The organism is Rhodothermales bacterium, assembly GCA_039944855.1.
GTDB lineage: Bacteria > Bacteroidota > Rhodothermia > Rhodothermales > JANQRZ01 > JBBSMX01.
Window position 1 is genome coordinate 54,093 of the sequence record JBDUXZ010000013.1, and the last position, 21,964, is coordinate 76,056.

The window sequence follows — 21,964 nt, forward strand, 5'->3', positions numbered from 1 at the left end:
GAGGGACGGCGGGCGGGCGGGTTAGCGAATCCGACGCCGGGGCGGAAAGTAATGCTGTTGCGCGCTGACTTCAAGGGTAAGAACGGCGCCCATTTCCGTCGCTCGCCGTCGGCTGGTACCTTGTCCGCCTTCGGAACGTGTCGTTCGGCGTCGTTCGTACGCCGACGTTCGCCGAAGCGAAGTAACGTCCCCCCGCGCCTTTTCTTTACTCCGACGTGTCGCCGCCATGCGTGCCCTCTTGTCCACTCCGCTGCTCGGGTTCTGCCTCTTCCTCGCCGCCTGCGCGGCGCCCGTCGCCACGCCCGACGCGCCGCCGCCGCCGGACGCTGCCGCGGCCATCCGCGCCGTGCTCGACGCGCAAGTCGCAGCGTGGAACGAAGGCTCCGTGCGTGGCTTCATGGACGGCTACGCCCGGACGGACTCGCTCCGGTTCGCCTCCGGCGGGAATGTCCGCACCGGCTGGCAGGCCACGCTCGAAGGCTACGAGCGCGGTTATCCCGACGGCGCTGCGATGGGCACGCTCCGCTTCGACAGCCTCGACGTGCAGGTTCTCTCGCCGAGCTGGGCCGTCGTGTTCGGCCGTTGGCGGCTCGACCGAGCCGAGGACACGCCGAACGGCCTCTTCACCCTCCTCTTCGAACGCCGCCCCGAAGGCTGGCGGATCGTCCACGACCATACCTCCTCCAGCGAGTGATTCAATCAGCGAGTCACCCCATCAGCGAATGAAAACGGATCTCACCGGCAAGACCATCGTGCTCACCGGCGCCTTCGGCCGCCTCGGGCGCATCCTCACCCGTCGCCTCCTCGCCGACGGCGCGACCGTGGCCGGCCTCGACGCCCGCGCCGCCGACCCCGTCGTGGCGTCGGACCGGCTCCACCTCTTCAAAGCGGACCTCGCCGACGAAGCTTCGGTGGCGGAGGCGTTCGCGGAGGTGGAGCGGACCGTGGGCGCGGCGGCCGGGCTCGTGCACACCGTCGGGATGTGGAGCGGGAAGCCGTTCGCCGAGACCTCGCTGGAGGCGTGGGAGACGATGATGCGCGTGAACCTGACCTCGGCGTTCCTCTGCTTCCGCGCCGCCGTGCGGCAGATGCAGGCGGGCGGCACCGGGCGGCTCGTCGCGATCGCGTCGAAGCAGGGCGCGGACCGGGGCGTGGCGGAGCAGGCGGCGTACTCGGCGTCGAAGGCGGGCGTCGTCCGGCTCGTCGAGGCCGTGGCGGCGGAGTACGTGGGGACGGGCATCACGGCCGCGGCCGTCGCGCCCTCCACGATCCTCTTCGAAGGCGGCGGCGACGGCGTCCCGGCGGAACAGGTCGCGGCGCTCTGCGCCTACCTCTGCACCGACGAAGGCGCGGCGCACAACGGCTCGGTCCTGCGCACCTTCGGCAGCGCGGTGGGGTAACGCGGGGCCGAGGGAGCTAGGCGTCGACGGTCTCCCGCGCTCCCTCGTGCCAGCGCTCTTCGATCTGTAACCCGCGCTCGGTGAGGGCGGCGAGGAAGGGCTCGGTCGGGATGATGTGCTCGGGCGGGGCGGCCCCGCCGCCCGCGACGGCGCCGGCGGCGAGGAGCGAGGCGATCGCCGCGGCCGGGAAGCCTGTGCAGCGCTGCATCGCCGAGAACCCCGTCGCCTCGTCGAAGCGGTCGACGAGCTCGTACGTCAGCGTGCAGGTCTCGCCGTCACGCTGCCCCTCGAGCAGGATGCGGACGATGACGGCGTCGCGGTACTCTCCGCCGAGGTGCTTCCGGAGGCGGCGCGTGAGGATGTCGCGGTAGGTCAGGTGCGTCCGCACGTCCACCGACGTGTCCTCGCCGAAGCCGAGGGCGAAGACCGACCGCATCGCGGCGGCGTGGCCGGGGTGGCGGAGCGTCTTGTAGTCGAGGGTGCGGACGCGGCCCGCGAGGTCGTGCGGTAGCGTCGACTGCTTGCCGGCGGTGTAAAACGCTTCGAGCTCGCCGGTCGGTTCGGGAAAGGAGACGGTTTCGAGCCCCGTCAGCGGCTCGGCGTACTCGACCGCCCCGTCGCGGACGATCGCCACGGGGTCGGTGTACCCCCGCACGAAGCGCTCGGTGGCGTAGCCGACGCGGTGGAAGAACGGCGGCTCGGCCTCGATGGGGATGTTGCCCACCCGCATCGTCACGGCGTCGACAGTGTCGAACCGGTCGAGCCCGCGCGTGACGAGGATGTTGACGAGGCCCGGCGCGAGCCCGCAGTTCGGGACGATCCACCGCGTCCGTTTTGCGGCGGCTTCGCGGAGCGCGAGCTCCTGCTGCACCGTCGCCCGGTCCCCGCCGAGGTCACAGAAGTGCGCGCCGAGGCCGACTGTGAGCGCGGCGAGCTTCGCGTTGAGAGGACCGCCCGTGCTGCCGACGACGCACGCGCTGCCGGCCAGCACCGGCGTGATGGCGCGCTCGTCGCGGACATCCACGCGGACGGTGCGGAGCTTCGGGCTCTGGACGAGGTCTTTCAGCGTGCGGAGCGCGCTGCTCCGCGCGTCGCAAACCTGTACGTGCGACACGTCGGGACGGCTCGCGAGGTCGCAGGCGATGGCGGAGCCGATGGCGCCGGCGCCGAGGACGGTGATCTTCATGGGGCGGAGGGTGGGGTTCGGAGCGCAGGATACGTCGCGCGTGGGTCCGCGTTATAACGCGTGACCGTCCGCATCGTTTTGAGCGGGCCGAAGTTTTTGACCCGCAACGACTTGTGCGAGCTATCGATTCCCGGCGAAGCGGAGCGCGAACGTCGAGAGCCCGACGAGGCCCATCAGGAGGACGCTGTACGCCGCCGCCGTGCCGAACTCGTAGAGCCGGAGCTGCGCGAGGATCTCGACCGAGATCGGCCGGTTGCCGTAGACGTACAGCATGATCGACGACACGAACTCGCCGAGCGCGGCGACGAACGTCAGCAGCGTGCCCGCCGCCACGCCCGGCAGGATCGCCGGCCACACGACGCGCCGGAACGTCGTCCACGTCCCCGCCCCGAGGTCGGCCGAGGCCTCGGTCAGCCGGTCGTCGAAGCCGTCGAGCGCCGCCGTCGTCGCGCGGACGACGAGCGGGATGTGACGGATGAAGTAGGCCAGCGGCAGGATCCAGAACGACCCCACGAGCACCTGCCCGGCCGACAGCGGCGACGGCTGAGAGAACGTCACGATCAGGTTCAGCGCGACCACCGTCCCCGGGATCGCGAACGGGAGGACGGCGAGCGTGCGGATCAGCCCGCGCCCCGGCACCGTCCCCTTCGCGATCACGACGGCCGCCGCCACGCCGAACACGACGTTGAGGACGGTCGCGATGGAAGCCATCTGCAAGCTGTTCGCGATCGGGTCGAAGAACTTCGGGTCGGCGAAGAGCGAGGCGTAGTTGGCGAGCGTGTACGCAGGCGGCAGGATTTGCATCGTCCACCGCGCCGCATCCGCGAACGAGATCAGCACGACCGTCAGCACCGGCAGCACAACGAAGAGCAGCACGACGCCCACGCCGAGGCCCGCGAGCCACGCCGCCGGGCCGCCCACCGGCTCGACCGGCCGCGCCGTCCCCTTCGACGCGCCGAGCAGGTTGCGTCCCGGCCGCGCTTCGAGCAGGAAGAGGAAGCCGAGGCAGATCGCCGTCAGCACGGTCGCCACGGCGGCGGAGAGGGCGAGGTCGCCGTTGATCTTGAGGTTGTAGATCTGCACCGTCATAAACGGCTCCGTCCCGGCGAACAGCAGCGGGGCCGTGAAGCTCGCCATCGACAGCATGAACACGAGGAGGGACGCGCCGACGAGCGCGGGCCGCAGCAGCGGGATGACGACGCGGCGGAACGCCCGCCACCCGCTCGCCCCCAGATCGGCCGAGGCTTCGAGCAGGCTCGCGTCGAGGTCGCGGAGGGCGGCGGTGACGAAGAGGAAGAAGTAGACGTAGAAGGCGTAGACGTGGACGAGCCACACGGCCCACAGCCCGCTGAAGGCGAATGGCACCTCGGCGAGTCCGAACAGGTCGCGGAGTGCACGCGGGAGGATGCCCGTCTCGCCGTAGAGGAAGAGGAACGCGAGCACGCCGACGAGCGGCGGGAGCGCGAGCGGGAGCGCCGCCGCCGCCTGCAACGCGCCGCGGAACGGCAGCCCGTAGCGCCACAGCCCCCACGCCAGCCCCGTCCCGACGACGCTCGCCCCCGCCACCGTCGCCAGCGAGATCCCGACCGAGTTGATGAGTGCCCGCACGTTCGCTCCGCGCCATCCGCCGAAGAACTCCGGCAGGTGCTCCACGCCGAGCACGAACGTCCGCAGTGCCGGCCACAGCACGTACCCGAGGAGCACGAGCGCCACCGGAACGGCGAGCACAAGGGCAGCGCGGCGCGTCAGCATCAGCGGGCTTCTTCCTCAGCGATAATCGCTTCGAGCCGGTCGCGGAGCAGAGGTGCTTCGACGGCTGCCACGTTCCACACGACCTCGTAGTCCACACCGATATAGCCGTGGATCAGCCGGTTGCGCATTCGGGCCATTGAGCGCCATTCCACATCTGTGTACCGATCGCGTAGGTCGGCAGAGAGTTGTTTCGTCGCCTCACCCATGATTTCGGTGCTGCGAGCAAACGCTCGGCGAAGCGTCGGGTCGGTGAGAAACGTGGATTGGTCGAGACCGTCGCTCGCGGAAGCGAGGTAAATCGCTTCGTCAAGAATGTGCCGGAGATACACGGTGTCAGGCCTCGACATACTCGACTTCGCGCAAGATGTACGGGCCGATGTAAGGGCTGAGCGATTCCGGCGTCACGAGCTCGACACGGCGTTGGAGTACGTCTTCGAGCAATTCGGCGAGCGCAGAGAAGCTGCGGAAGGTTTTCTTTCCCGGTGCGAACTCGACAAAGATGTCCACGTCGCTCTCCGGCGTCGGCTCATCGCGCACGAACGAACCGAATACACCGAGCCGCGCCACGCCGAGCCGACGGATCGCAGCCTGCTGCTCGCGGAGCCGCTCGAATAGCTCGCTCTTCGTGTGGACCGTTGCTTCCATGAGATCAGCCTGTCCATTGCGCTGCATCTACCGTTGCCCACACGTTGACAGCAAGACCGAGAAGGAAAAGGGCACCAAAGCTGGCGAGGGTGATGAGCCAGCAAAGGCATGCGAGAGCGAAGAACGCAGCGGACGCTAAAAGCCTACCCTGTATAAGTTGTCCTAGACCTGGTACGAAGAAGCTAGCGAGCGCAGCCAGTGTATTGCTGCTACTACGCGCATCGATGACTGTAACGCGGCTCGGGTCAGAACTATTAACTCTCGAAAGACCGCGCTCGTCCAACCACTCTCCACAGTAGCGACACTTAATAGCCTCCGCTTGAATAGGCTCGGCGCAGAAGGGGCAAGGGACTGTTGAGTGGGTCATCTGCTGACTCAGACCTGAGAGCGGCCTTCGAGGGCGCGCGTGAGCGTGGCCTCGTCGGCGTATTCGAGGTCGCCGCCGATGGGGAGGCCGCGGGCGATGCGGGTGACGTGGATGCCGAGCGGCTGGAGGAGCTGCGAGATGTAGTACGCCGTCGTGTCACCCTCGACGTTCGGGTTCATCGCGAGGATGACTTCCTGGATCGGCTCGGCCTCATAGGCCGCTGCGTCCTCGGACACGCCCTCGGCCGTCTCTTCCTTCGCGGCGGCGGGCTCTTTCGGCGCGGCGACGCGGGCGACGAGCTGGCGGATCTTGAGGTCGTCCGGTCCGATCCCGTCGAGCGGGGAGATCACGCCGCCGAGGACGTGGTAGAGGCCGCGGTACTCGTTCGTCCGTTCGAGCGCGAGCACGTCGTTCGCCTCCTCGACGACGCAGACGACGGAGCGCGTGCGCTTGTGCGAGCGGCAGATCGGGCAGGGGTCGGTGTCGGTGACGTTGAAGCAGACGGAGCACTCCTTCACCCGGTCCTTCACATTGACGAGCGCGCGGGCGAGCTCGACGACTTCGGCGCGCGGCATCTTCAGCACGTAGGCGGCGAGCCGCTGCGCCGTCTTCCGCCCGACCGTCGGCAGCTTGGAGAACTGCTCGACGAGGGTTTCGACGGATTCGGAGGTGATCTGCATGGCGGCGGGGCGAAGGCGAGGGAGGGCAATCAGACGAAGCTAGCGCCGCGCGGTGACAGCGCTCCGTCACGCGTGCGGTCGCCAGAGCCCGTCAGCCGCCCATCAGCCCGCCGAGGTCGAGGCCGGGCGGGAGCATCGTGCCGGCGGCTTTCTTCATCTCGGTCTCGCGCACGGCCTCGGCTTCTTCGAGCGCCTTGTTGACACCGGCGACGAGGAGGTCTTCGAGGAGTTCGAGGTCGTCGGGGCTGACGACCTCTTTCTCCATTTTGATCGAGACGACGCGGCCAGCGGCATTCGCGACGACCTTCACCATGCCGCCGCCGGCCTCAGCCGAGGCGGTTTTGCCGGCGAGGGCCTGTTGCGTCTCGGCCATCTTCTGCTGCATCTCCATCATCTTGCCAAACAGGTCGGCCATGTTGGGTTGGTCCATTGCGGTGGGGGAGCTAAGAGGTCAAAGGAAAAGGAGGGGACGCCGCGTGATGCGTGACACGTGATTTCAAGAGCAACGGTGGCGCCATTTCAAGAGCAACGGTGGCGCCTGGCCCCACGCATCACTCGTCACGTCCACACGATCTCGCCGCCGAACTGCTCGAAGATCGCGCGGATGACGGGGTGCTCGTGGCGAAGCTGCTTGATGCGCTCGAACCGGTCGGGCGGGGCCGCGGTTTCGCTGACGGCATCGGTGCGGACGACGAAGGCGAGCGGGGGCGGCTCCTCGCCCATCGCCGCGGCGAGGGCGTCGGTGAACGACGCCTGCTCGCTGCGGAGGAGCTGTTGCACGAAGGCGCTCGGGACGGCTACCTGCACCGTCCCGTGTTCGACGGCGACGGGCTCGACGTGGGCGAGCACGCCGGCCACGCTCGGCCGCTCGGCCTTGACCGTGGCGATCAGCCGGGGCCACACCTCGCGCACGCGGTGGAGCGAGACGCCGAAGTGCACGTCCGCCGTGGCCACGCTGACGGCCTCGGCGCGGCCGCTGGCCCCGTCGCCAAGCGCGGCGGACGGATCGCCGTCGGGCGTGCTTTTGCGCTGGAGCGCCGGCGCTCCGAACAAACCGATGCGGAGATCGGGCTCGGGCTGCTTGGGTTGCGGCGCGGCCGGCGGCGGGGCGGGGCGGGGCTCGGGACGCGCAGGCGGCGGCTCGTTCCGCTCGGGCTCATCGGGCTCGGGTGGGGCGGACTCGGCAGCCGGCGGGGGCGCTTCCTGCGGGAGCGGGGCGGCGGTGTAGTCGTCGGCCGTTTCGGTCGCAGGCGTCGGGGCCGGTGTAGGGAGAGAGGACGGTGGCGGCGCGCTCGGGCTCGGTGCGTTCGGGGCTGGCGTGCTCGGAGTAGCAGCGTACGTCGGGGTCGTGGGCTCGGCCGTCTGCGCGGTCCGCTCGGGCGTGGGTTTCGGGCTCGGGACGGACGGGGGCGTCTCCCCGCTGGAGCGGGGCAGGCTGCCCCGCTCGATCATCCCTTCGAGCCGTTCTAGCTTCTGGAGGAGGAGCCGGAGGTCGGCCGTGCGGTCGAGGCTGGCGAGCTTGAGGAGGGCGAGTTCGAGCTTGAGCCGGGGCTGCGGGCTGTTCTTGACCTCGCGCTCGGCCTCGTCGATCACCATCAGCGCGCGGAGCAGGTCGGGCTCGGCGAGGTCGTCGACGGAGTTGAGGTAGCGCTCGCGCGTGGCGGCGTCGGCCTCGATGAGGTCGGCCGACTGCGTCGAGGCGGCGACGTAGAGCCCGCGGTAGTGCTCGGCGAGGCCGACGAGGAACTCCTGCAGGTCGTAGCCCCGCCGCACGAGCGCCTCGACGAGGCCGAGCAACCCGGCGCGGTCGCCGGCCTGCACGCGGTCCGACACGTCGAAGAACAAGTCGGTCTCGACGACGCCGAGCGCTTCGGCGAGCTCCCCATAGCGGAGCGTCGTGCCGCAGAGCGAGACCGACTGGTCGAAGATCGAGAGGGCGTCGCGGAGGGCGCCGTCGCCTTTGCGCGCGATGAGGTGGAGCGAGGGCGCGTCGGCGTCGATGCTCTCGGCGGTGCAGATCTCGCCGAGGCGGTCGACGGTCTCGGGCACGGTGATCCGCCGGAAGTCGAACCGCTGGCAGCGCGAGAGGATCGTCGGGAGGACCTTGTGCGGCTCCGTCGTCGCGAAGATGAACAGGACGTGGGGCGGCGGCTCTTCGAGGGTTTTGAGGAGCGCGTTGAACGCCGCCTTCGAGAGCATGTGGACCTCGTCCACGATGTAGACCTTCCGGTTCGCGCCCTGCGGCGGGATGCGGAGCCGCTCCTGCAAATCGCGGACATCGTCGACGCCGTTGTTCGAGGCCGCGTCGATCTCGGTTACGTCGAGGCTGCGGCCGTCCTCGAAGGCGCGGCAGCGGTCGCACGTCCGGCACGGCTCGGCGCCGGTGCGATCGGCGAGCGGGGTCTCGCAGTTGATCGCCTTCGCGAGGAGCCGCGCCGCCGTCGTCTTGCCGACGCCGCGCGGCCCGCTGAAGAGGTAGGCGTGGGCGAGCCGGTCGTGGAGGATCGCGTTCTGCAGCGTCTCGGTGACGTGCTCCTGCGAGACGAGGTCGGCGAACGTCTGCGGGCGGTACTTGCGGGCGGTGACGAGGTAGCGGGAGGCGTCGGCCATGGGCGGGGATGCAGCGGGGGATCGGGGCTCCGCCAACATACCTCTGCCCTGCCACCGCCGCAAGCCTCCGCCGGGGCGAACGGGGTCCTACATCGCTTCTTCCGGCGTGAGGTGCAGGACCTCGGTGCGGACCGCCACGGGAGCCACGGGCACCGGCTTCAGCACGTCGGTCCGGGCGAGGTCGTCGCCCCAGCGGACGCCGCTCGGGTTCGTCACGAGCCAGTACAGCTCGTAGCCGACGAGGCCGAGCGCTGCGAGCGTGAGGAGGTAGCTGACGGGCGAGGCCATGAAGGTGAACGCCTGCGCGAAGAAGCCGACGGTGAACATCCAGTTACGCCGGATCGATGTCAGCACGTCCATCCGCTCGCCGCCGATCCGCTCGACGGTCAGGCCCATCACGCGCTTGCCAAAAGAGCGGAGGTGCATGGCGTCGACTTCGAGCCCGTCCGAGAGCAGGAGGTACGCGCTCGCGGCGAGGCCGCCGAGGAAGAACGCAGTGAACCAGCTCGTGAAGAACGCCGAGACGAGCCCGTACAGCACGGCCGCTACGGCCCCGTCGATGAGCTTGGCGAGGATGCGCGTCGAGAGCTCGGGCACGACGCCGGCAACGGCGGGAGCGGGCGGGGCGTCGGGCAGCGCGCCGTCGTCGGCGTGGAGGGTGACAGGCGCGAACGAGGCGTCGGCGAAGGCGTTCGCCGGGATCGTCTCCGGCACATCGGAGAACTCGATGAGGTCCGAGAAGTCGAGGCGAGGGTCCATGAGAGCGGGGGTGGCGCAGCGGGCGCGGGACGTCGCCTGCCGCGGGTTGGGAGGTCGGCACCGCAGGGAGCCACGTTGCCTCTTTCCAACACCCTATTTCAAAAGCCGTACCGCTCGCGGAAATAGGCGTAGGCCTCGTTGATCCGTTTCGTCTCTTCCTCGGCCAGCACGCGGAGCTTGACGCCGAGGCGGGCGACCTGGTCGGGGTGGTATTCGCGGACGCGGTCTTTGTACGCCTGCCGCACGGTCTCGGGCGTCGCCTCGCCGGTGAGGCCGAGGGTCTCGCCGTGGAGCCGCTCGAGGTTGACGGGGCCGGGGACCTCGGGCTCGGCTCCGGCGCTCGGCCCTCCGCGCGGGGGGCGATGCCGGGCGCGCTGGGCGCGGGCGCGGCGCTCTTTGTCGAAGTACTTCGTGCGGACGCGCTCGCGGTCTTTCCCGCCCCATGCGCGCGTGGCGCGGCCCGCCGCCTGAGCGCGGAGCTGCCGCCGGTTCAGCACCTGCGCTGCGATCCACGCGCCGACGCCGACGACGGCCGCGAGCAGGACGAGGCCGATGAAGAGGGCGAGCGCCGTTTCGGTGAGGGAGGACACGTCGGGATAGACGCGGACGCCCCGCTAGGGTTGCTCGACGCGCACGCCGGGTTCGGGTCGGGCGACCGGCGTCGATGCGGCCGGAGGCGCCGCTGAGGGCTTCGCCGGGGGCTCGAAGTGGAGCCGGCAGCGCGGTTCGTACGCCTCTTTCTCGCCGACGAGCACGCGGTCGTCGCTCGCCACGAGGCGCTGCGAGTGGTTCGCCGGGGCGCCGCAGACGACGCAGATCGCGTGGAGCTTCGTGACGTACTCGGCCACGGCCATCAACTGCGGGAGGGGCTCGAACGGGCGGCCCCGGAAGTCCTGGTCGAGCCCGGCCACGAGCACGCGCCGCCCCTGCCGCGCGAGCGCCTCGCAGACGCCGACGATCTCGGCCCCGAAGAACTGCGCCTCGTCGATCCCGATGACGGCGGCCTCGCCGGCCAGCAGCAGGATCTGATCGGCCGTGTCGACGACGATCGACGGGATCGCGTTCTCATCGTGGGAGACGACGGCGGTCTGGGCGTAGCGGTTGTCGAGGGCGGGCTTGAAGATCTCGACCTGCTGCCGGGCGATGCGGGCGCGCTTGAGCCGGCGGATCAGCTCTTCCGTTTTGCCGCTGAACATGCTCCCGCAGATGACCTCGATCCAGCCTCGGCGCTCGGCGTCGTTCGGGGGTAGGACGTGGGGCTCCATCGGGACGGGGTGGGATTCTGGACACGGCGGTGGGTGGAAACTACCACATCTGCTCCGGCGATGGCGCCGCGCATCGGTGTCCGCTAGATCTCTTCGAGCGCCGACGCCCCGGCCCACGCCGTCGTCCCGTCGGGGAGCCGAACGCCGCGCCACGCACCGCGCTCGGCCGCGAGGGTGAGCACCGATCCCTCCGGCACCGTCGCCGCCACCGCTCCCGTCGACGATGGCGTCGTGCGCAATGCTGCCGCGTCGGCAACGACGACGGCGCGGGGTTGAGCTTCGTACCGGGCCGTCGCCACGGCCGCGACGGCGACGAGCAGGCCGAGGGGAACGAGGACGAGGAGCGCGCGCCGCCGCCACGGGTTTTCTGTCTTCGTCCACAGCTGGAACCCGACGAGCCCGAGCACGCCGAGGTAGAGCGCGAACAGCAGCGCCGCCATCCCGTCGCTGCCGACGCGCATCGCGAGCCACCGGGCCGCGGCCTCGGCGGGGGCGAGCGGTGACGGCTCCGCGCTCGGCACGCGCTCGCGAGCGAGGCGGAGGTTGTGCTGCACGGCCTCGTTGCGTGGGGCCAGTCGGTGCGCGCGCTCGAAGTGGAGCACGGCGCGGCCGAGTTGCCCGGCTTCGAAATAGGCATTGCCGAGGCGGAGTTCGAGCGCGGGGTCGGTCCAGCCCGTGTCGAGCGCGCCTTCGTAGGCCGCCGCGGCGCCCTGGAAATCGCTCTCTTCGTAAAGCCGATTGCCGAGGGCGAACAGCGCCTCGGCTTCGTCGGGCGATTCGGCCTGCGCAGGCAGGAGGAGGGCGAGGGCGAGGAGCAGCGTCACGACGCCTCCGGCTCGAGCGGATCGGCCTGCGCATCCACGTCGGCCATCAGTCGGGCGGCGCGCTCGGAGGTGGCGGCGGTCGGGTGCGCGGCGAGGGGGGCGAACTGCGCGGCCTCGCTCTCGCGCAGCAGGCGGACCACGTCGTCGCGCGTTTCGGGCGTGACGCCACGCTCGGCGAGGAGGGCGGCGAGTGCGGGGAGGGCGAGGCCGGCGGTACCGGTGCCGAGTCGGGCGGCGAGGAACAGCCGGAGGGTCCGTTCGAGCCCGGCGTAGAACGCGCGCGGCTCGCCCGCTTCGAGGTGGGCCGCGGCGTCGCGCAGGCCGCGCTCGGCGTCGGGGAAGGCGCGGAGGCTGCGGGCGTAAGGGGAGTCTTCGTCCCGGTCCCGACGGCGGCGCACGGCGACGAGCCCGAGGAGCGCGAGCGCCGGGAGCGCGAAGCCCGCCCACACCCACGGCCGGGCGTAGAACGGAACGGGCGCGCGGTACCGCTGCCACGTCGGCGCGTCCGTCGGCACGGCGAGCGCGTTGGGGTCGGCGGCGGGCGGACCGGCTTCGGCGAGGGGTGCGGCGGGGCCGAGCACGCGGAGGCGGAGCGAGTCGGAGCGGAGCGTGCGGTAAGCGCCGGCCTCGGGATCGAAGTAGGTCCACGTCACGGGCGGGAGCGTGACGGCGCCGCCGTAGCGGGGGACGAGGGTGTACGTGAACGCCTTCCGCCCGCGGAGCTGCTCGCCGCGCCGGTCGATCTGCTCGCTCGCGCGCGGCGGGTACTGCTCGAGCCCCGCCGGCGCCTCCCAATCGGGCGCTTCGAGCGTGGCGAGGTTGCCGCGCCCCGAGAGCGTCGCCGTCACACGGACCGGCTCGCCCGCCTCCACTTGGTCGCGGTCGGACTCGACGGCGAGGCCGAACTGCCCGACGGCGCCGTCGAAGGAGGGCGGCGCACCCGGCGGGAGCGGCTCCACGTCGACGGTCACGGGCGGGGCGGTGATCGTCTCCCGCTCGAACCGCGAGCCGAAGCTGTTGTAGATGAAGCTGCGCGGGCTGCCCGGCGGGCCGAGCCGCGTCGCGCGCAGCACGTCCACCTCCACATCGAGCGAGTCCACCTGCAGTCGCCCCGTCCGCGTCGGGAAGACGGCCATCCGCTTGATCGCCGCCGCCTCGAACGTCCGCCCGCCGACGTTCACTGTCCGCGTCCCGCCGAACCGGTCCAGCTCCAACTCCTCGCGCCAGAACCCGTCGGCGTCCCACGCGCTCGCGATCCGGCTGTTGCGCGGGAGCACGTTCGGGTCGAAGTAGAGGACGTAGTCGATGACGACCTGCTCGCCGAGGTAGACGGAGGCCCGAGCCGGCTCGGCGCGGATGAAGAGGTCCGACGGCGGGGCGTCGGCGGCGAGGTCGGGCCGGGGCGAGCCGGTGGGGCTCGGGACCCACGTCGGTGGGGCAGGCCGGCTCGACTGCGGGACGACGCTCACGACGATGGGGTCGGTCGTGTAGTCGCGCCCGTCGATGCGGAGCGTGGCGGGGCCGAGGTACGCCGTGCCGGTGCCGAGCGGGCGGTACTGCCACTGCAGCGTGAGTTTCTGCCGGGTCTGGTTGCCCAATGTCGTGGGCCGCCAACTCTGCACGGGGCTCGTCTGCACGGCGGTGAGTCCACGGGTTGACGGGGCCGTGATGCGGTTGAGGTCGCGGAAGTCGCCGGTGGCTTCGATCGTGAAGAGGAGCGTCTCGGCCTCGCCCATCGTAGTCTTGTCGACGAAGGCGAAGACGGAGATCTGGGCTGCGGCGGGGGCGGCGAGCAGGCACAGCCCGAGCACGAGCCCTGCGACTCCCGCTCCCCACCCGTTCCGATGCACGCGCGACGTCATCCGGCTCACCAGTCTTTCTCGACGTAGCGGGGGCGGGCGCGGCGGCGCTGCACGTCGCGCAGCAGCTCCAGCTCGTCCGACTCGACGGCGCGGAGGATGCGCTCGGCCTCGGCCCGGCTCATCTCGCCCGGCTTCACGTCGAACGGCGACGGCGTCGTGCCGCCGCCCTGCGGATCGGCCGGCTCCTGCTCGCCCTCGGCCCCGGCATCGCTCTGCTGCTGTTCCGACGGCTCCTGCTCCGACGGCTCCTCGGGCTGCTGTTCGCCCTCTTGTTGCTGGCCCTCGTCCTGTTCGCCGTCCGAGGCCTTGTCTTCCTGCTCCTGCTCGCCGGATTGAGCGTCGTCCTGCTCTTCGCCCTCGCCGTCGCGCTGCTCATCGGCCTCGTCCTGCTGCTCCTCGCCGCCGCTGTCGTCGGGGTTGCGCTCGCGGATCTTGTCGAGGAGCGCCTGCAATTTCGCGTCGTTGGGGGCGAGGGCGAGGCCTGCTTCGGCGGCGCGTTCGGCCTCGGCGTTCTCGCCGCCGATGTACGACTGCGCGGCGGCATGGTAGTAGTCCGCCACCGACTGCGCCCCGGCCGGGGCCGCCGCGAGAAAGAGGAGGAGAGGGAGGGAACGGTGCATCATGGCTGGTCGGGTGGGCCGCCTTCGATCTCGACGACGGCACCGAGGCGGCCGACGAAGTCGCTGTACGCCTGCACGGTCGAGTCGGCGAAGAGGCCGCGCTGCATGGCTTCGAACGCGGCGCCGTACTGCTTGGCGGCGACGAGGGAGTCGGCCTGCGCCTTCAGCCGCTCGGCGAACGCGGAGGGCTCGACGGGCGGCGCGTCGGGCGACTGCGGCCGGTCTTCCTGCTGCTGGCGTTTGAGGTATTCGTAGTTGAAGGCGGCCTCGCCGTAGCCGGGCCGGGCGAGGAGGGCCTGGCGGTAGAACCCGAGGGCGGCCTCGAAGTTTTGCTGCTGCGCGGCGGCGTTGCCCGCGTTGAACGCCGCACGGGCCCGTCCTTCGGGCGCGAGGGCGGCGGCCAGCGAGGCCTCGAACGACGCCTGCGCCTCGGCGAACTCCTCCTGCTCGTAGAGCGCGCAGCCGAGGTTGTTCAGCAGGTCGGCGTAGACCGTTCCCGCTCCTTCGCTGCGACCGAGTCCTTCGCGATACGCGGCGACCGCCTCCTCGAACTGACCGTCCTCGTAGTGCGCGTTCGCACGCTGCCCTTCCCGCGCCCCGGCGGGCACGGTGAAGAGGAAGAGGGCGAGGAGGGCGAGGCGGAGGGTCATACGGGAAGCGCGGGCTCGCGGCGGCGGACGGCGACGAAGCGCTCAGCGACGAGCAAGAGGAGGCCGAGCGCGAGCGGCCACTGGTATTGCTCGGCGTACGTCTCGAACGACTCCGAGGCGACGACGCCCCGATCTAAACGGGCGAGGGCCGTGGTTATTTCCGGCAGATCGCTCGTGCCGCGCCCGATGCGGTAGTACGCCCCGCGCAACACGAGATCCTGCAGCGACTCCTCGTGGAGCGCCGTCTGCACCGTCGCGCCCGCGCGGTCGGTCTTGTAGCCGGCGAGGCGGCCCTGCCGGTAGATGGGGATCGGGGCGCCGTCCGTCTCCCCGACACCCGCGGCGAAGACGGCGACGCCTGCCTCATCGGCTGAGATCAGCGACGGGCGGAAGCCGCCCGCGTGGTTCTCGCCGTCGGAGAGGACGAGGAGGGCGCGGGCGCGCTGCGCGTCCGACCCCGCACTCGCCACGTCGAACGCTTGCACGGCGACGCGGAGCGCCTGCCCGAAGTCGGTCCCCTGCGTCGGGATGAGCGAGGGCTCGGCGGCGTCGAGGAAGAGGCGAACGGCGCCGAGGTCGGACGTGAGCGGGCATTGCAGGAACGCCTCGCCCGCGAACACTACGAGGCCGACGCGGCTGCCGGCGAGCCCGTCGAGCATCTGGTCGATCTCGTATTTCGCCCGCGCCAGCCGGCTCGGCGCCACGTCCTCGGCCAGCATCGACTGCGAAATGTCGAGCGCGATGACGACGTCGAGCCCCTGCTGCTGGACCTCGCGGAGCTGCGTCCCATAGCGCGGCCCGGCGAGCGCGAGCGCAATGCACAGCACGCCGGCCGTGGCGAACGCCGCCTGCCACCGCCGCTCCCGCGCCACCGCCTGCGCCCCGGCATCGTCACGCCCCGCGAACCGTCGGAGCGCCTCGCGCCGCTGCACCGCCGCCCACGCGAACAGCCCCGCCGCGATCGGCACGGCGAGGAGGGCGAAGAGGGCGAGGGGGGCAGACCAGGTCATTTCAACGTGTGGAGGTGCGGACGTTTGGAGGTGTGGACGTTCGAGTGTTCGATCGTAGGGGCGATCCCATGTGGTCGCCCTCGCCGGGAATGGCGCGGCGACCTGTTCGAGTTCACGGCACCCTCCGCAGTCGCGTCGTCGAAAGCAAGACGCCGAGCAGGAGCAGGCCGAATGCGGGCCAGAGGAACAGTGGGTAGCGCTCGTCCACGTCGAGGTACGTCGTCTCCTCGACCTCGGTCGTTTCGAGTTCAGAGATCTCGTCGTAGATCGCGGCGAGGGCTTCGCGGTCCGTCGCGCGGAAGTAGCGCCCGCCCGTCTTCTCGGCGACCGTCGTCAGCATTTCCTCGTCGATCTGCGCCGACTGCGGGAGGAGTTGCTGCATGTAGTTCGGGATCGCCTGTCCGAACGCGTCGCGTCCCTCCGCGCCGACGCCAATCGCATAGACCTTCACCCCGAGCGCGGCGGCGACATCGGCGGCCGTGGCGGGGTCGACCTCGCCGCGGTTGTTCTGCCCGTCGGTGAGGAGGATGATGACCTTGCTCTCGGCCTCGGAGTCGCGCAGCCGGGCCGTCGCCGTTGCGAGCGCGGTGCCGATCGCCGTGCCGTCCTCGATCAACCCCATCTGCACGTCGCGCAGCATCTGCTTGAGGAAGTCGTAGTCGAGCGTGAGCGGGGCCTGCGTGTAGGCCTGCGCCGCGAACACGATGAGCCCGATGCGGTCGGACACGCGGCCGTCCACGAACCGCGCGCCGACGTCCTTCGCCGCTTCGAACCGATTCGGGCGGAAGTCCTCGGCCTTCATCGAGGTCGAGAGGTCGAGCACGAGCATGATGTCGATGCCCTCGGCCGTGCGCTCGTGGACCACGTCGCGGACCTGAGGGCGGGCGAGGGCGAGGATGCCGAGAGCGAGCGCGCCGAGTTGAAGCGCCGTCGGGAGGCTACGCAGCCGCACCCACAGCGTCGGGTCGACGGCTTCAGCGGCGGCGGTGTCGGAGAAGAGCACGCTCGCGGGCCGCCGCCGCGCACGCCGCCATTCCCACCACGCGAGCACAGGCACGGCGAGGAGGAGCAGGAGGAAGAGAGGATGCGCGAAGGTCATGACTTCCGCTCAAGGACAGCGGCGACGAGGGCGGGCAGCACCGCGCCCGACGCTCCGAGCACGACCTCGTCGAGCGCGTGGGCGATGTCGCTGCGCTCGACGTTGACTTCGGCGACGTAGGCCCCCGACTCTTTCGCGATGAGGGGGAGGCCGGCGGCGGGATAGACGACCGCGCTCGTCCCGACGGAGAGGAACACGTCGGCGCGCGAAGCGGCCTCGGCGGCGCGCTCGAAGGCACCCTCAGGCAGCATCTCACCGAACCACACCACGTCCGGCCGCAGCAGGCCGCTGCACGCCGGGCACCGCGCCTCGTCCCCGTTCGCAATCGCGGCGAGCGCGTCCGGCCCGGCCGCCGCGCCGCAGTCGATGCAGTAGCTCCGCGCCAGATTCCCGTGCAGTTCCACGATGGCGCGGCTGCCCGCACGGCGGTGGAGGTCGTCGACGTTCTGCGTCGCGAGGAGGAAATGCGGGACGAGCGTCTCTAACTCGGCCAGCGCCTCGTGCCCGGCGTTCGGCTGCACGTCCTCGACGACGGCGCGGCGGTGGGCGTACCAGCCCTGCACGAGCGTCGGGTTGCGGAGGAAGGCGCGGACGTTCGCTAGTTCCTCGGGGCGGAACTGCTGCCACAGCCCGCCGGGGTCGCGGAACGTCGGGACGCCGCTCTCGGCGGAGATGCCGGCACCAGTGAGCACGGCCACGCGCTCGGCGCGGGCGAGCTTTTCCACGAGGGTGTCGCTGAAAGCGGGCATGGTCGAGAAAACGGTGGCGAAACGGTAGAGACGCATCATGCTGCGTCTCTACGGGATGGCGCTACGGTGTCGGAGCAGTCGCGGGTTCAGGCTCGGGGGCGCGGGCGGCTCCGAGGGCAGCGACGGCTTCACGCGCACGGGCGAGCGCGGTTTCGTGCGCGGCAGCGCCGGGCTGCACGCTCGCAAACTTGGCGAGGTCGGCGAGGCGTAGGACGAAGTCGAGCGGGTCGAGGGCATCCGCCGGGGCGTCCTCGCGGCGGGCGAGCGTGGCGAGGAGCTCGCGCGTCGTCTGCTCGCGGGCGGGCACGCCGAGGGTGCGGGCGAGGTACGTCCGCAGCGCGTCCGAGAGCTCGACATAGAACGGTTTGACGGTGGCGGCCGACGTCGGGAGCGCGGCGGCGAGGGCATCGAGCCGGTGGCGGACTTCGTCGTCCGGCGCCAGCACGGACGTGGGAACGGGGCGATTCCGCCGCCGCTCGCGCCACCACCACAGCGCGGCGAGGAGGGCGACGACTGCGAGCGCGGCCAGCAGCCACGGCCCCCACGCGCGGGGGAAATCGGCGAGCGGGGCGAGGCCCTTCGGCTCGGGGTTCTCGGCGGGTACGAGCGAGCGGACGCCGACGAACGCGATGGGGGAGGCTACCGTCGTCGTGTCGCCGCCACGCACGATCTGCACCGTCACAGGCCCGACGCGCGCCGAGTCGAGCGCAAACGTCGCCGCCTCGAACACCACGCTGTCCACGCGGACGCTGCCGCGCTCCGCCGGGGGCAGCCGCCGCGCGGTGGCGAGTTCGGCCTCGCCCGCGCGCAGCGGGTTCTCGACCGCCGCCGTGGCACCGGGCGGCTCGGGGAAGACGACCTGCACCCCGGCCGCGTGCTCCACGGCCACGGCCACGCCGAACCGTTCGCCGATCGTCACGCTGTCGGCGAGCACGTGCAGCCGCACCGTCTGCGCCGATGCGGGCATAGCCAGCAACAGAAACAGGGCCACGGTAGAGACGCAGCATGCTGCGTCTCTACGCCATCGGTCGGACAGAGAGCCAATCATCCCCATCACGCGGCCCGATTGCGCTGCCTGAAAAAGCCGACGAGGGGCTCGACGTAATCCTCGTCCGTCCGCACCGCCACGGTGTCCACGCGGGCGCGGACGAGCGCCGCCGCGATCTCCGCCTGCCGGGCCTCGGCCTGCCGCGCGAACGCTTCCCGAGCCGTGCGGCTGCCCGTATCCACGAGCACGGCCCGGCCCGACTCCGCATCGCGCAGCGTCAGCAACCCGACGTTCGGAAGCTCGGTCTCGCGCGGGTCGCGGAGGTGGACGGCGATGACGTCGTGCCGCCGGGCGAGGGCGCGGAGCTTCGGCTCGTAATCGCGGTCGAAGAAGTCGCTCACGAGGACGACGATCGCGCGGCGGCGCAGGACGTGGAGGAGGTGGTCGAGCGCGGCGGTGATCTGCGTGCCGCGGTCCTCTATGTCGTGGGCGAAGAGGTCGCGGATGAGCCGGAGGACGTGGCGGCGGCCCTTCTTCGGCGGGACGAAGCGCTCGACGCGGTCGGAGAACATCAGCAGCCCGACTTTGTCGTTGTTGCGGACGGCGCTGAAGGCGAGCACGCCACAGATCTCTGCCGCCATCTCCCGTTTCTCGACGCCGCCCGTCCCGAAGCGCTCGCTGCCCGAGACGTCGACGGCGAGCACGAGCGTCTGCTCGCGCTCCTCCTCGTAGAGCTTCACGAACGTCTCGCCCGTCCGCGCCGACACGTTCCAGTCGATCGTCCGCACGTCGTCGCCGATTTGGTACGGGCGGACCTCGGAGAACTCGATCCCGCGGCCCTTGAACGCCGAGTGGTACTCGCCGCCGAAGACGTTGTTGACGAGGCCCTTCGTGCGGATCTCGAGGTGGCGGATCTTGCGGAACAGCTCGCGGGGGATCACGGAGGAAGGCCTGTGAAACGGGGAGGGAAAGAGCCGAGGAAGGTACGGATCGGAGGAACCGGGGAGGCTAGAACGCGCTATCTTCGCCCCATCGTGTCCCCGCCTTTTTGCCCCGCCCGCCGATGTCCGTCCGATTCGCCGTCCTCGTCTTCCCCGGCTCCAACTGCGACCACGACGCCTACCACGCGGCGAAGCACGTGATGGGGCAGGACGCCCGCTTCGTGTGGCACAAAGACGACGCGCTCGGCGAGGCCGACGTGGTCATCGTCCCCGGCGGCTTCTCGTACGGCGACTACCTCCGCTCGGGCGCGATCGCCCGCTTCTCGCCCGTGATGCAGGACGTGGTCCGGTTCGCGAACGAGGGCGGGCTCGTGCTCGGCGTGTGCAACGGGTTTCAGGTGCTGTGCGAGGCCGGGCTGCTGCCGGGCGCGCTGATGCGGAACGCCTCGCTCCGGTTCGGCTGCAAAGACGTCCACCTCCGCGTCGAGAACGCCGCGACGCCGTTCACGAATGCCATGAGCGAAGGCGACCTCCTCACGATCCCCGTCGCCCACGGCGAAGGCAACTACTACGCCGACGACGCAACGCTCGACCGGCTCGAAGCGAACGGGCAGGTCGTCTTCCGGTACACCACGGCCGAGGGCGAGGTCACGCCGGAGGCGAACCCGAACGGCTCGGCGCGCAACATCGCGGGCATCGTGAACGAGCGGGGCAACGTGCTCGGCATGATGCCGCACCCCGAGCGCTGCGTCGAGTCGATCCTCGGCTACGCCGACGGGGCGAAGCTCTTCCAATCCGTGATCGAGCATTTGCAGTCCGGCGTCGCGGCGTAGGTGCCAATGGCACTAGCGCGGCGTCGGAAGCCCCCAACTCACGCTGAAGCCGGGTCGCAGCAGCACGCGATCTGCACCGACGATCGGCGTGAAACCGACACGGAGACCGGGCCGCCCCACCTTCGGCTGTAAGCGGTAGCCGACCGTCGCGGTCACGGCGGCGCGCGGCAGGAAGCTCTCGACCCCCGACTCGACGTGGCCGACGAGCACGCCGAGCCCGAGTTCGAGTGCGTGCGTCGGTCCGCCGACGAGCCGGTGCCCCATCACGACGAGGAACGCCGCCGCCGGCTCCTCCTCTCCGTCGCGCCGCGTCCGTCTCCGGCACTGCACGTCGTTGTCGCGGCACCCGAGGAGGGGGCGCGGGTCGATGAACCCGCCGATCCGAAAGCCGACGCCGTACTCGTTCACCGAGTCGACGTTGAGCGAGGCGATGCCGGCGTTGCCGAGAACCTCGACGAAGGCGGAGTAGCGAGCGGGGGATTCCTGCGCGCGGCAGGGCGCGGCGGCGAGCGCGAGCACGCAGAGCGGGAGGGTGAGCGGGGAGAGGCGCATGGTGGGCGATGGGTCTACGGCGATAGCCGCCGAGCCGTGCCGGGGAGTAACGCCGCCTGAGGTGCTGAACAGCTTCAGTCGAGCGGGGCGCCCCTATCTTCCCACCCCTCGCCGCGCTCTCCAATCCTTCGCCCCGATGACGTTCTCGAACCCCGCCGGCACGACCGGTGCCAGCGCCGCCGCCTACACCGCCGCGCTCCTCGCCCTCCTCGGCGACCGCGACCCCATCGAGGTCCAGCGCGGCCTCGTCCCTGCCCTCCGCGCCGCGACGGACGGGCCCAGCGACGAGGCGCTACGGAAGCCTGAAGCTCCGGGTAAGTGGTCCATCCTCGGCGTCGTCCAGCACCTCGCGGACTCCGAACTCGTCTACGGCTACCGGATGCGCGTGATCGTCGCCGAAGACAACCCCGCACTCGCGGGCTACGATCAGGACGCGTGGGCCGAGCGCCTCCGTTACAACGACGAGGACCTCGACGATGTGCTCGCTGAACTCGACGTGCTGCGCCGTCGCAACCTCCGCTTCCTCGAACGCCTGCGCGACGATGAGTGGGAGCGCGCCGGTCAGCACAGCGAGCGGGGGACGGAGAGCGTCCGCCACATCGCGCGGCTGCTGGCCGCGCACGACCTCGTGCACCTCCGCCAGATCGAGCGGATCAAGCGGGCGCACGGGCTGGGATAACGCCGCCCTCCGACGCGCCCCCGGAGCGCGGAGAGGGCAGCGGTCGGTCAGGCCGCCCGGCGCTCGGGGTCGTCCGCGTCGCCGCGCGAGCGCTGGGGCGCGGGCGGCTGCGAGAGGTACATCGCGGCCTTGATCTGCTCGTCCGAGGGCTGCGTCCATGCACTCTTGTTGAGGATGTGCATGGCCGCGGACACGAGCACGGGCGGGACTTCGCCCTCGCCGAGTGGTCCGTGGCCGCCTTTCTCGAACGCGTTCATCAAGAACGATTCGGCAGCGGATTCGAGCTGGCCACCGTAGGAGTGGCGGAGCATGGGGTCGGCCGTGAGGCCGGAATCGTTGGGGCGCACGTCACGCGCGGCCCGCATTCCTTCGCGGTTCAGCATAGCGTGTAAAGAGATTAGTGTGAACCAGAGCGATGCGCCTAAATACTTCCCCGCTAGACGCACCGTGGGTATCGGTAAAGCTAGTGTGTAAACTAAAGAGGCTTACGGAC

The 21,964-nt window shown here is 70.7% G+C and carries 25 protein-coding genes; 4 read left to right on the top strand and 21 right to left on the bottom strand.

The annotated features are described in order from the left end of the window. Nucleotides 1-226 precede the first annotated feature (226 nt). Nucleotides 227-694 carry a DUF4440 domain-containing protein gene (locus ABJF88_06985; GenBank protein ID MEP0546657.1) on the top strand — a complete coding sequence of 156 codons (468 nt, stop codon included), beginning with the start codon at nucleotides 227-229 and terminating at the stop codon, nucleotides 692-694. 28 nt (nucleotides 695-722) lie between these two features. Further along, on the top strand, nucleotides 723-1,400 hold the full coding sequence (locus ABJF88_06990; GenBank protein ID MEP0546658.1) for an SDR family NAD(P)-dependent oxidoreductase: 678 nt from the start codon (nucleotides 723-725) through the stop codon (nucleotides 1,398-1,400). Between the two features lie 16 nt (nucleotides 1,401-1,416). Here ABJF88_06990 and ABJF88_06995 read toward each other — a convergent pair whose 3' ends face one another. The 19 genes from ABJF88_06995 to ABJF88_07085 all read right to left on the bottom strand — a co-directional run bounded on the left by ABJF88_06995 (nucleotide 1,417) and on the right by ABJF88_07085 (nucleotide 19,407). After that, nucleotides 1,417-2,586 (bottom strand): saccharopine dehydrogenase C-terminal domain-containing protein, encoded by a 1,170-nt coding sequence (locus tag ABJF88_06995; protein ID MEP0546659.1) that lies wholly within the window; start codon nucleotides 2,584-2,586, stop codon nucleotides 1,417-1,419. Nucleotides 2,587-2,706: 120 nt separating this feature from the next. After that, nucleotides 2,707-4,338 carry an iron ABC transporter permease gene (locus ABJF88_07000; protein MEP0546660.1) on the bottom strand — a complete coding sequence of 544 codons (1,632 nt, stop codon included), beginning with the start codon at nucleotides 4,336-4,338 and terminating at the stop codon, nucleotides 2,707-2,709. Further along, the gene (locus tag ABJF88_07005; protein MEP0546661.1) at nucleotides 4,338-4,685 is read right to left on the bottom strand and encodes a DUF86 domain-containing protein; all 348 of its coding nucleotides are present in this window, start codon (nucleotides 4,683-4,685) and stop codon (nucleotides 4,338-4,340) included. Before ABJF88_07005 ends, ABJF88_07000 begins: the two co-directional genes overlap by 1 nt. Beyond that, a complete protein-coding gene (locus ABJF88_07010) occupies nucleotides 4,672-4,983 on the bottom strand; it encodes a nucleotidyltransferase family protein (protein MEP0546662.1) in 312 nt (103 codons plus the stop codon). Before ABJF88_07010 ends, ABJF88_07005 begins: the two co-directional genes overlap by 14 nt. Before the next feature lie 375 nt (nucleotides 4,984-5,358). Next, nucleotides 5,359-6,030 carry a recombination mediator RecR gene (gene recR / locus ABJF88_07015; protein MEP0546663.1) on the bottom strand — a complete coding sequence of 224 codons (672 nt, stop codon included), beginning with the start codon at nucleotides 6,028-6,030 and terminating at the stop codon, nucleotides 5,359-5,361. Between the two features lie 91 nt (nucleotides 6,031-6,121). Then, nucleotides 6,122-6,445 carry a YbaB/EbfC family nucleoid-associated protein gene (locus ABJF88_07020; protein MEP0546664.1) on the bottom strand — a complete coding sequence of 108 codons (324 nt, stop codon included), beginning with the start codon at nucleotides 6,443-6,445 and terminating at the stop codon, nucleotides 6,122-6,124. A gap of 143 nt (nucleotides 6,446-6,588) precedes the next feature. Further along, on the bottom strand, nucleotides 6,589-8,640 hold the full coding sequence (gene dnaX, locus ABJF88_07025) for a DNA polymerase III subunit gamma/tau (GenBank protein MEP0546665.1): 2,052 nt from the start codon (nucleotides 8,638-8,640) through the stop codon (nucleotides 6,589-6,591). An 87-nt stretch (nucleotides 8,641-8,727) separates the two neighbouring features. Then, nucleotides 8,728-9,399 carry an RDD family protein gene (locus tag ABJF88_07030; protein MEP0546666.1) on the bottom strand — a complete coding sequence of 224 codons (672 nt, stop codon included), beginning with the start codon at nucleotides 9,397-9,399 and terminating at the stop codon, nucleotides 8,728-8,730. A 98-nt stretch (nucleotides 9,400-9,497) separates the two neighbouring features. Beyond that, nucleotides 9,498-9,989 carry a J domain-containing protein gene (locus tag ABJF88_07035; protein ID MEP0546667.1) on the bottom strand — a complete coding sequence of 164 codons (492 nt, stop codon included), beginning with the start codon at nucleotides 9,987-9,989 and terminating at the stop codon, nucleotides 9,498-9,500. Between the two features lie 24 nt (nucleotides 9,990-10,013). Next, nucleotides 10,014-10,664: a thymidine kinase gene (locus tag ABJF88_07040; GenBank protein MEP0546668.1), complete on the bottom strand. Its 651-nt coding sequence runs from the start codon at nucleotides 10,662-10,664 to the stop codon at nucleotides 10,014-10,016. An 83-nt stretch (nucleotides 10,665-10,747) separates the two neighbouring features. Beyond that, nucleotides 10,748-11,488 carry a tetratricopeptide repeat protein gene (locus ABJF88_07045; GenBank protein ID MEP0546669.1) on the bottom strand — a complete coding sequence of 247 codons (741 nt, stop codon included), beginning with the start codon at nucleotides 11,486-11,488 and terminating at the stop codon, nucleotides 10,748-10,750. Beyond that, entirely contained in the window at nucleotides 11,485-13,350 is a 1,866-nt protein-coding gene (locus tag ABJF88_07050) for a BatD family protein (protein ID MEP0546670.1), read from the bottom strand. Before ABJF88_07050 ends, ABJF88_07045 begins: the two co-directional genes overlap by 4 nt. Nucleotides 13,351-13,355: 5 nt before the next feature. Beyond that, entirely contained in the window at nucleotides 13,356-13,973 is a 618-nt protein-coding gene (locus tag ABJF88_07055; protein MEP0546671.1) for a hypothetical protein, read from the bottom strand. Then, nucleotides 13,970-14,620: a tetratricopeptide repeat protein gene (locus ABJF88_07060; protein MEP0546672.1), complete on the bottom strand. Its 651-nt coding sequence runs from the start codon at nucleotides 14,618-14,620 to the stop codon at nucleotides 13,970-13,972. The genes ABJF88_07055 and ABJF88_07060 overlap by 4 nt, the downstream gene beginning before the upstream one ends. Beyond that, complete coding sequence (locus tag ABJF88_07065; GenBank protein MEP0546673.1) at nucleotides 14,617-15,630, bottom strand: VWA domain-containing protein; 1,014 nt, start codon at nucleotides 15,628-15,630, stop codon at nucleotides 14,617-14,619. The genes ABJF88_07060 and ABJF88_07065 overlap by 4 nt, the downstream gene beginning before the upstream one ends. A 112-nt stretch (nucleotides 15,631-15,742) precedes the next feature. Continuing rightward, a complete protein-coding gene (locus ABJF88_07070) occupies nucleotides 15,743-16,729 on the bottom strand; it encodes a VWA domain-containing protein (protein ID MEP0546674.1) in 987 nt (328 codons plus the stop codon). After that, nucleotides 16,726-17,517, bottom strand: a complete 792-nt coding sequence (locus tag ABJF88_07075; GenBank protein ID MEP0546675.1) for an NAD-dependent deacylase — start codon at nucleotides 17,515-17,517, stop codon at nucleotides 16,726-16,728. The genes ABJF88_07070 and ABJF88_07075 overlap by 4 nt, the downstream gene beginning before the upstream one ends. A 22-nt stretch (nucleotides 17,518-17,539) precedes the next feature. Then, nucleotides 17,540-18,445: a DUF4381 family protein gene (locus tag ABJF88_07080; protein ID MEP0546676.1), complete on the bottom strand. Its 906-nt coding sequence runs from the start codon at nucleotides 18,443-18,445 to the stop codon at nucleotides 17,540-17,542. Between the two features lie 86 nt (nucleotides 18,446-18,531). Then, nucleotides 18,532-19,407 (bottom strand): DUF58 domain-containing protein, encoded by an 876-nt coding sequence (locus tag ABJF88_07085; GenBank protein ID MEP0546677.1) that lies wholly within the window; start codon nucleotides 19,405-19,407, stop codon nucleotides 18,532-18,534. Nucleotides 19,408-19,529: 122 nt separating this feature from the next. Here ABJF88_07085 and purQ point away from each other — a divergent pair, with 122 nt between their 5' ends. Next, the gene (gene purQ / locus ABJF88_07090; protein MEP0546678.1) at nucleotides 19,530-20,240 is read left to right on the top strand and encodes a phosphoribosylformylglycinamidine synthase subunit PurQ; all 711 of its coding nucleotides are present in this window, start codon (nucleotides 19,530-19,532) and stop codon (nucleotides 20,238-20,240) included. Nucleotides 20,241-20,252: 12 nt separating this feature from the next. On the opposite strand, the gene ABJF88_07095 is transcribed toward purQ, so the two are convergent. Further along, a complete protein-coding gene (locus tag ABJF88_07095) occupies nucleotides 20,253-20,792 on the bottom strand; it encodes a hypothetical protein (protein ID MEP0546679.1) in 540 nt (179 codons plus the stop codon). 136 nt (nucleotides 20,793-20,928) lie between these two features. Between ABJF88_07095 and ABJF88_07100 the strand changes: the two genes are divergently transcribed. Next, nucleotides 20,929-21,471, top strand: a complete 543-nt coding sequence (locus ABJF88_07100; GenBank protein ID MEP0546680.1) for a DinB family protein — start codon at nucleotides 20,929-20,931, stop codon at nucleotides 21,469-21,471. 47 nt (nucleotides 21,472-21,518) lie between these two features. Here ABJF88_07100 and ABJF88_07105 read toward each other — a convergent pair whose 3' ends face one another. Further along, entirely contained in the window at nucleotides 21,519-21,854 is a 336-nt protein-coding gene (locus ABJF88_07105; protein MEP0546681.1) for a hypothetical protein, read from the bottom strand. Nucleotides 21,855-21,964 lie beyond the last annotated feature (110 nt).

Coding starts and splice junctions, on each gene's coding strand:
- ABJF88_06985 (MEP0546657.1), top strand. CDS start 227: ATGCGTGCCCTCTTGTCCACTCCGCTGCTCGGGTTCTGCCTCTTCCTC.
- ABJF88_06990 (MEP0546658.1), top strand. CDS start 723: ATGAAAACGGATCTCACCGGCAAGACCATCGTGCTCACCGGCGCCTTC.
- ABJF88_06995 (MEP0546659.1), bottom strand. CDS start 2,586: ATGAAGATCACCGTCCTCGGCGCCGGCGCCATCGGCTCCGCCATCGCC.
- ABJF88_07000 (MEP0546660.1), bottom strand. CDS start 4,338: ATGCTGACGCGCCGCGCTGCCCTTGTGCTCGCCGTTCCGGTGGCGCTC.
- ABJF88_07005 (MEP0546661.1), bottom strand. CDS start 4,685: ATGTCGAGGCCTGACACCGTGTATCTCCGGCACATTCTTGACGAAGCG.
- ABJF88_07010 (MEP0546662.1), bottom strand. CDS start 4,983: ATGGAAGCAACGGTCCACACGAAGAGCGAGCTATTCGAGCGGCTCCGC.
- recR (MEP0546663.1), bottom strand. CDS start 6,030: ATGCAGATCACCTCCGAATCCGTCGAAACCCTCGTCGAGCAGTTCTCC.
- ABJF88_07020 (MEP0546664.1), bottom strand. CDS start 6,445: ATGGCCGACCTGTTTGGCAAGATGATGGAGATGCAGCAGAAGATGGCC.
- dnaX (MEP0546665.1), bottom strand. CDS start 8,640: ATGGCCGACGCCTCCCGCTACCTCGTCACCGCCCGCAAGTACCGCCCG.
- ABJF88_07030 (MEP0546666.1), bottom strand. CDS start 9,399: ATGGACCCTCGCCTCGACTTCTCGGACCTCATCGAGTTCTCCGATGTG.
- ABJF88_07040 (MEP0546668.1), bottom strand. CDS start 10,664: ATGGAGCCCCACGTCCTACCCCCGAACGACGCCGAGCGCCGAGGCTGG.
- ABJF88_07050 (MEP0546670.1), bottom strand. CDS start 13,350: ATGACGTCGCGCGTGCATCGGAACGGGTGGGGAGCGGGAGTCGCAGGG.
- ABJF88_07055 (MEP0546671.1), bottom strand. CDS start 13,973: ATGATGCACCGTTCCCTCCCTCTCCTCCTCTTTCTCGCGGCGGCCCCG.
- ABJF88_07060 (MEP0546672.1), bottom strand. CDS start 14,620: ATGACCCTCCGCCTCGCCCTCCTCGCCCTCTTCCTCTTCACCGTGCCC.
- ABJF88_07065 (MEP0546673.1), bottom strand. CDS start 15,630: ATGACCTGGTCTGCCCCCCTCGCCCTCTTCGCCCTCCTCGCCGTGCCG.
- ABJF88_07070 (MEP0546674.1), bottom strand. CDS start 16,729: ATGACCTTCGCGCATCCTCTCTTCCTCCTGCTCCTCCTCGCCGTGCCT.
- ABJF88_07075 (MEP0546675.1), bottom strand. CDS start 17,517: ATGATGCGTCTCTACCGTTTCGCCACCGTTTTCTCGACCATGCCCGCT.
- ABJF88_07080 (MEP0546676.1), bottom strand. CDS start 18,445: ATGCCCGCATCGGCGCAGACGGTGCGGCTGCACGTGCTCGCCGACAGC.
- purQ (MEP0546678.1), top strand. CDS start 19,530: ATGTCCGTCCGATTCGCCGTCCTCGTCTTCCCCGGCTCCAACTGCGAC.
- ABJF88_07095 (MEP0546679.1), bottom strand. CDS start 20,792: ATGCGCCTCTCCCCGCTCACCCTCCCGCTCTGCGTGCTCGCGCTCGCC.
- ABJF88_07100 (MEP0546680.1), top strand. CDS start 20,929: ATGACGTTCTCGAACCCCGCCGGCACGACCGGTGCCAGCGCCGCCGCC.
- ABJF88_07105 (MEP0546681.1), bottom strand. CDS start 21,854: ATGCTGAACCGCGAAGGAATGCGGGCCGCGCGTGACGTGCGCCCCAAC.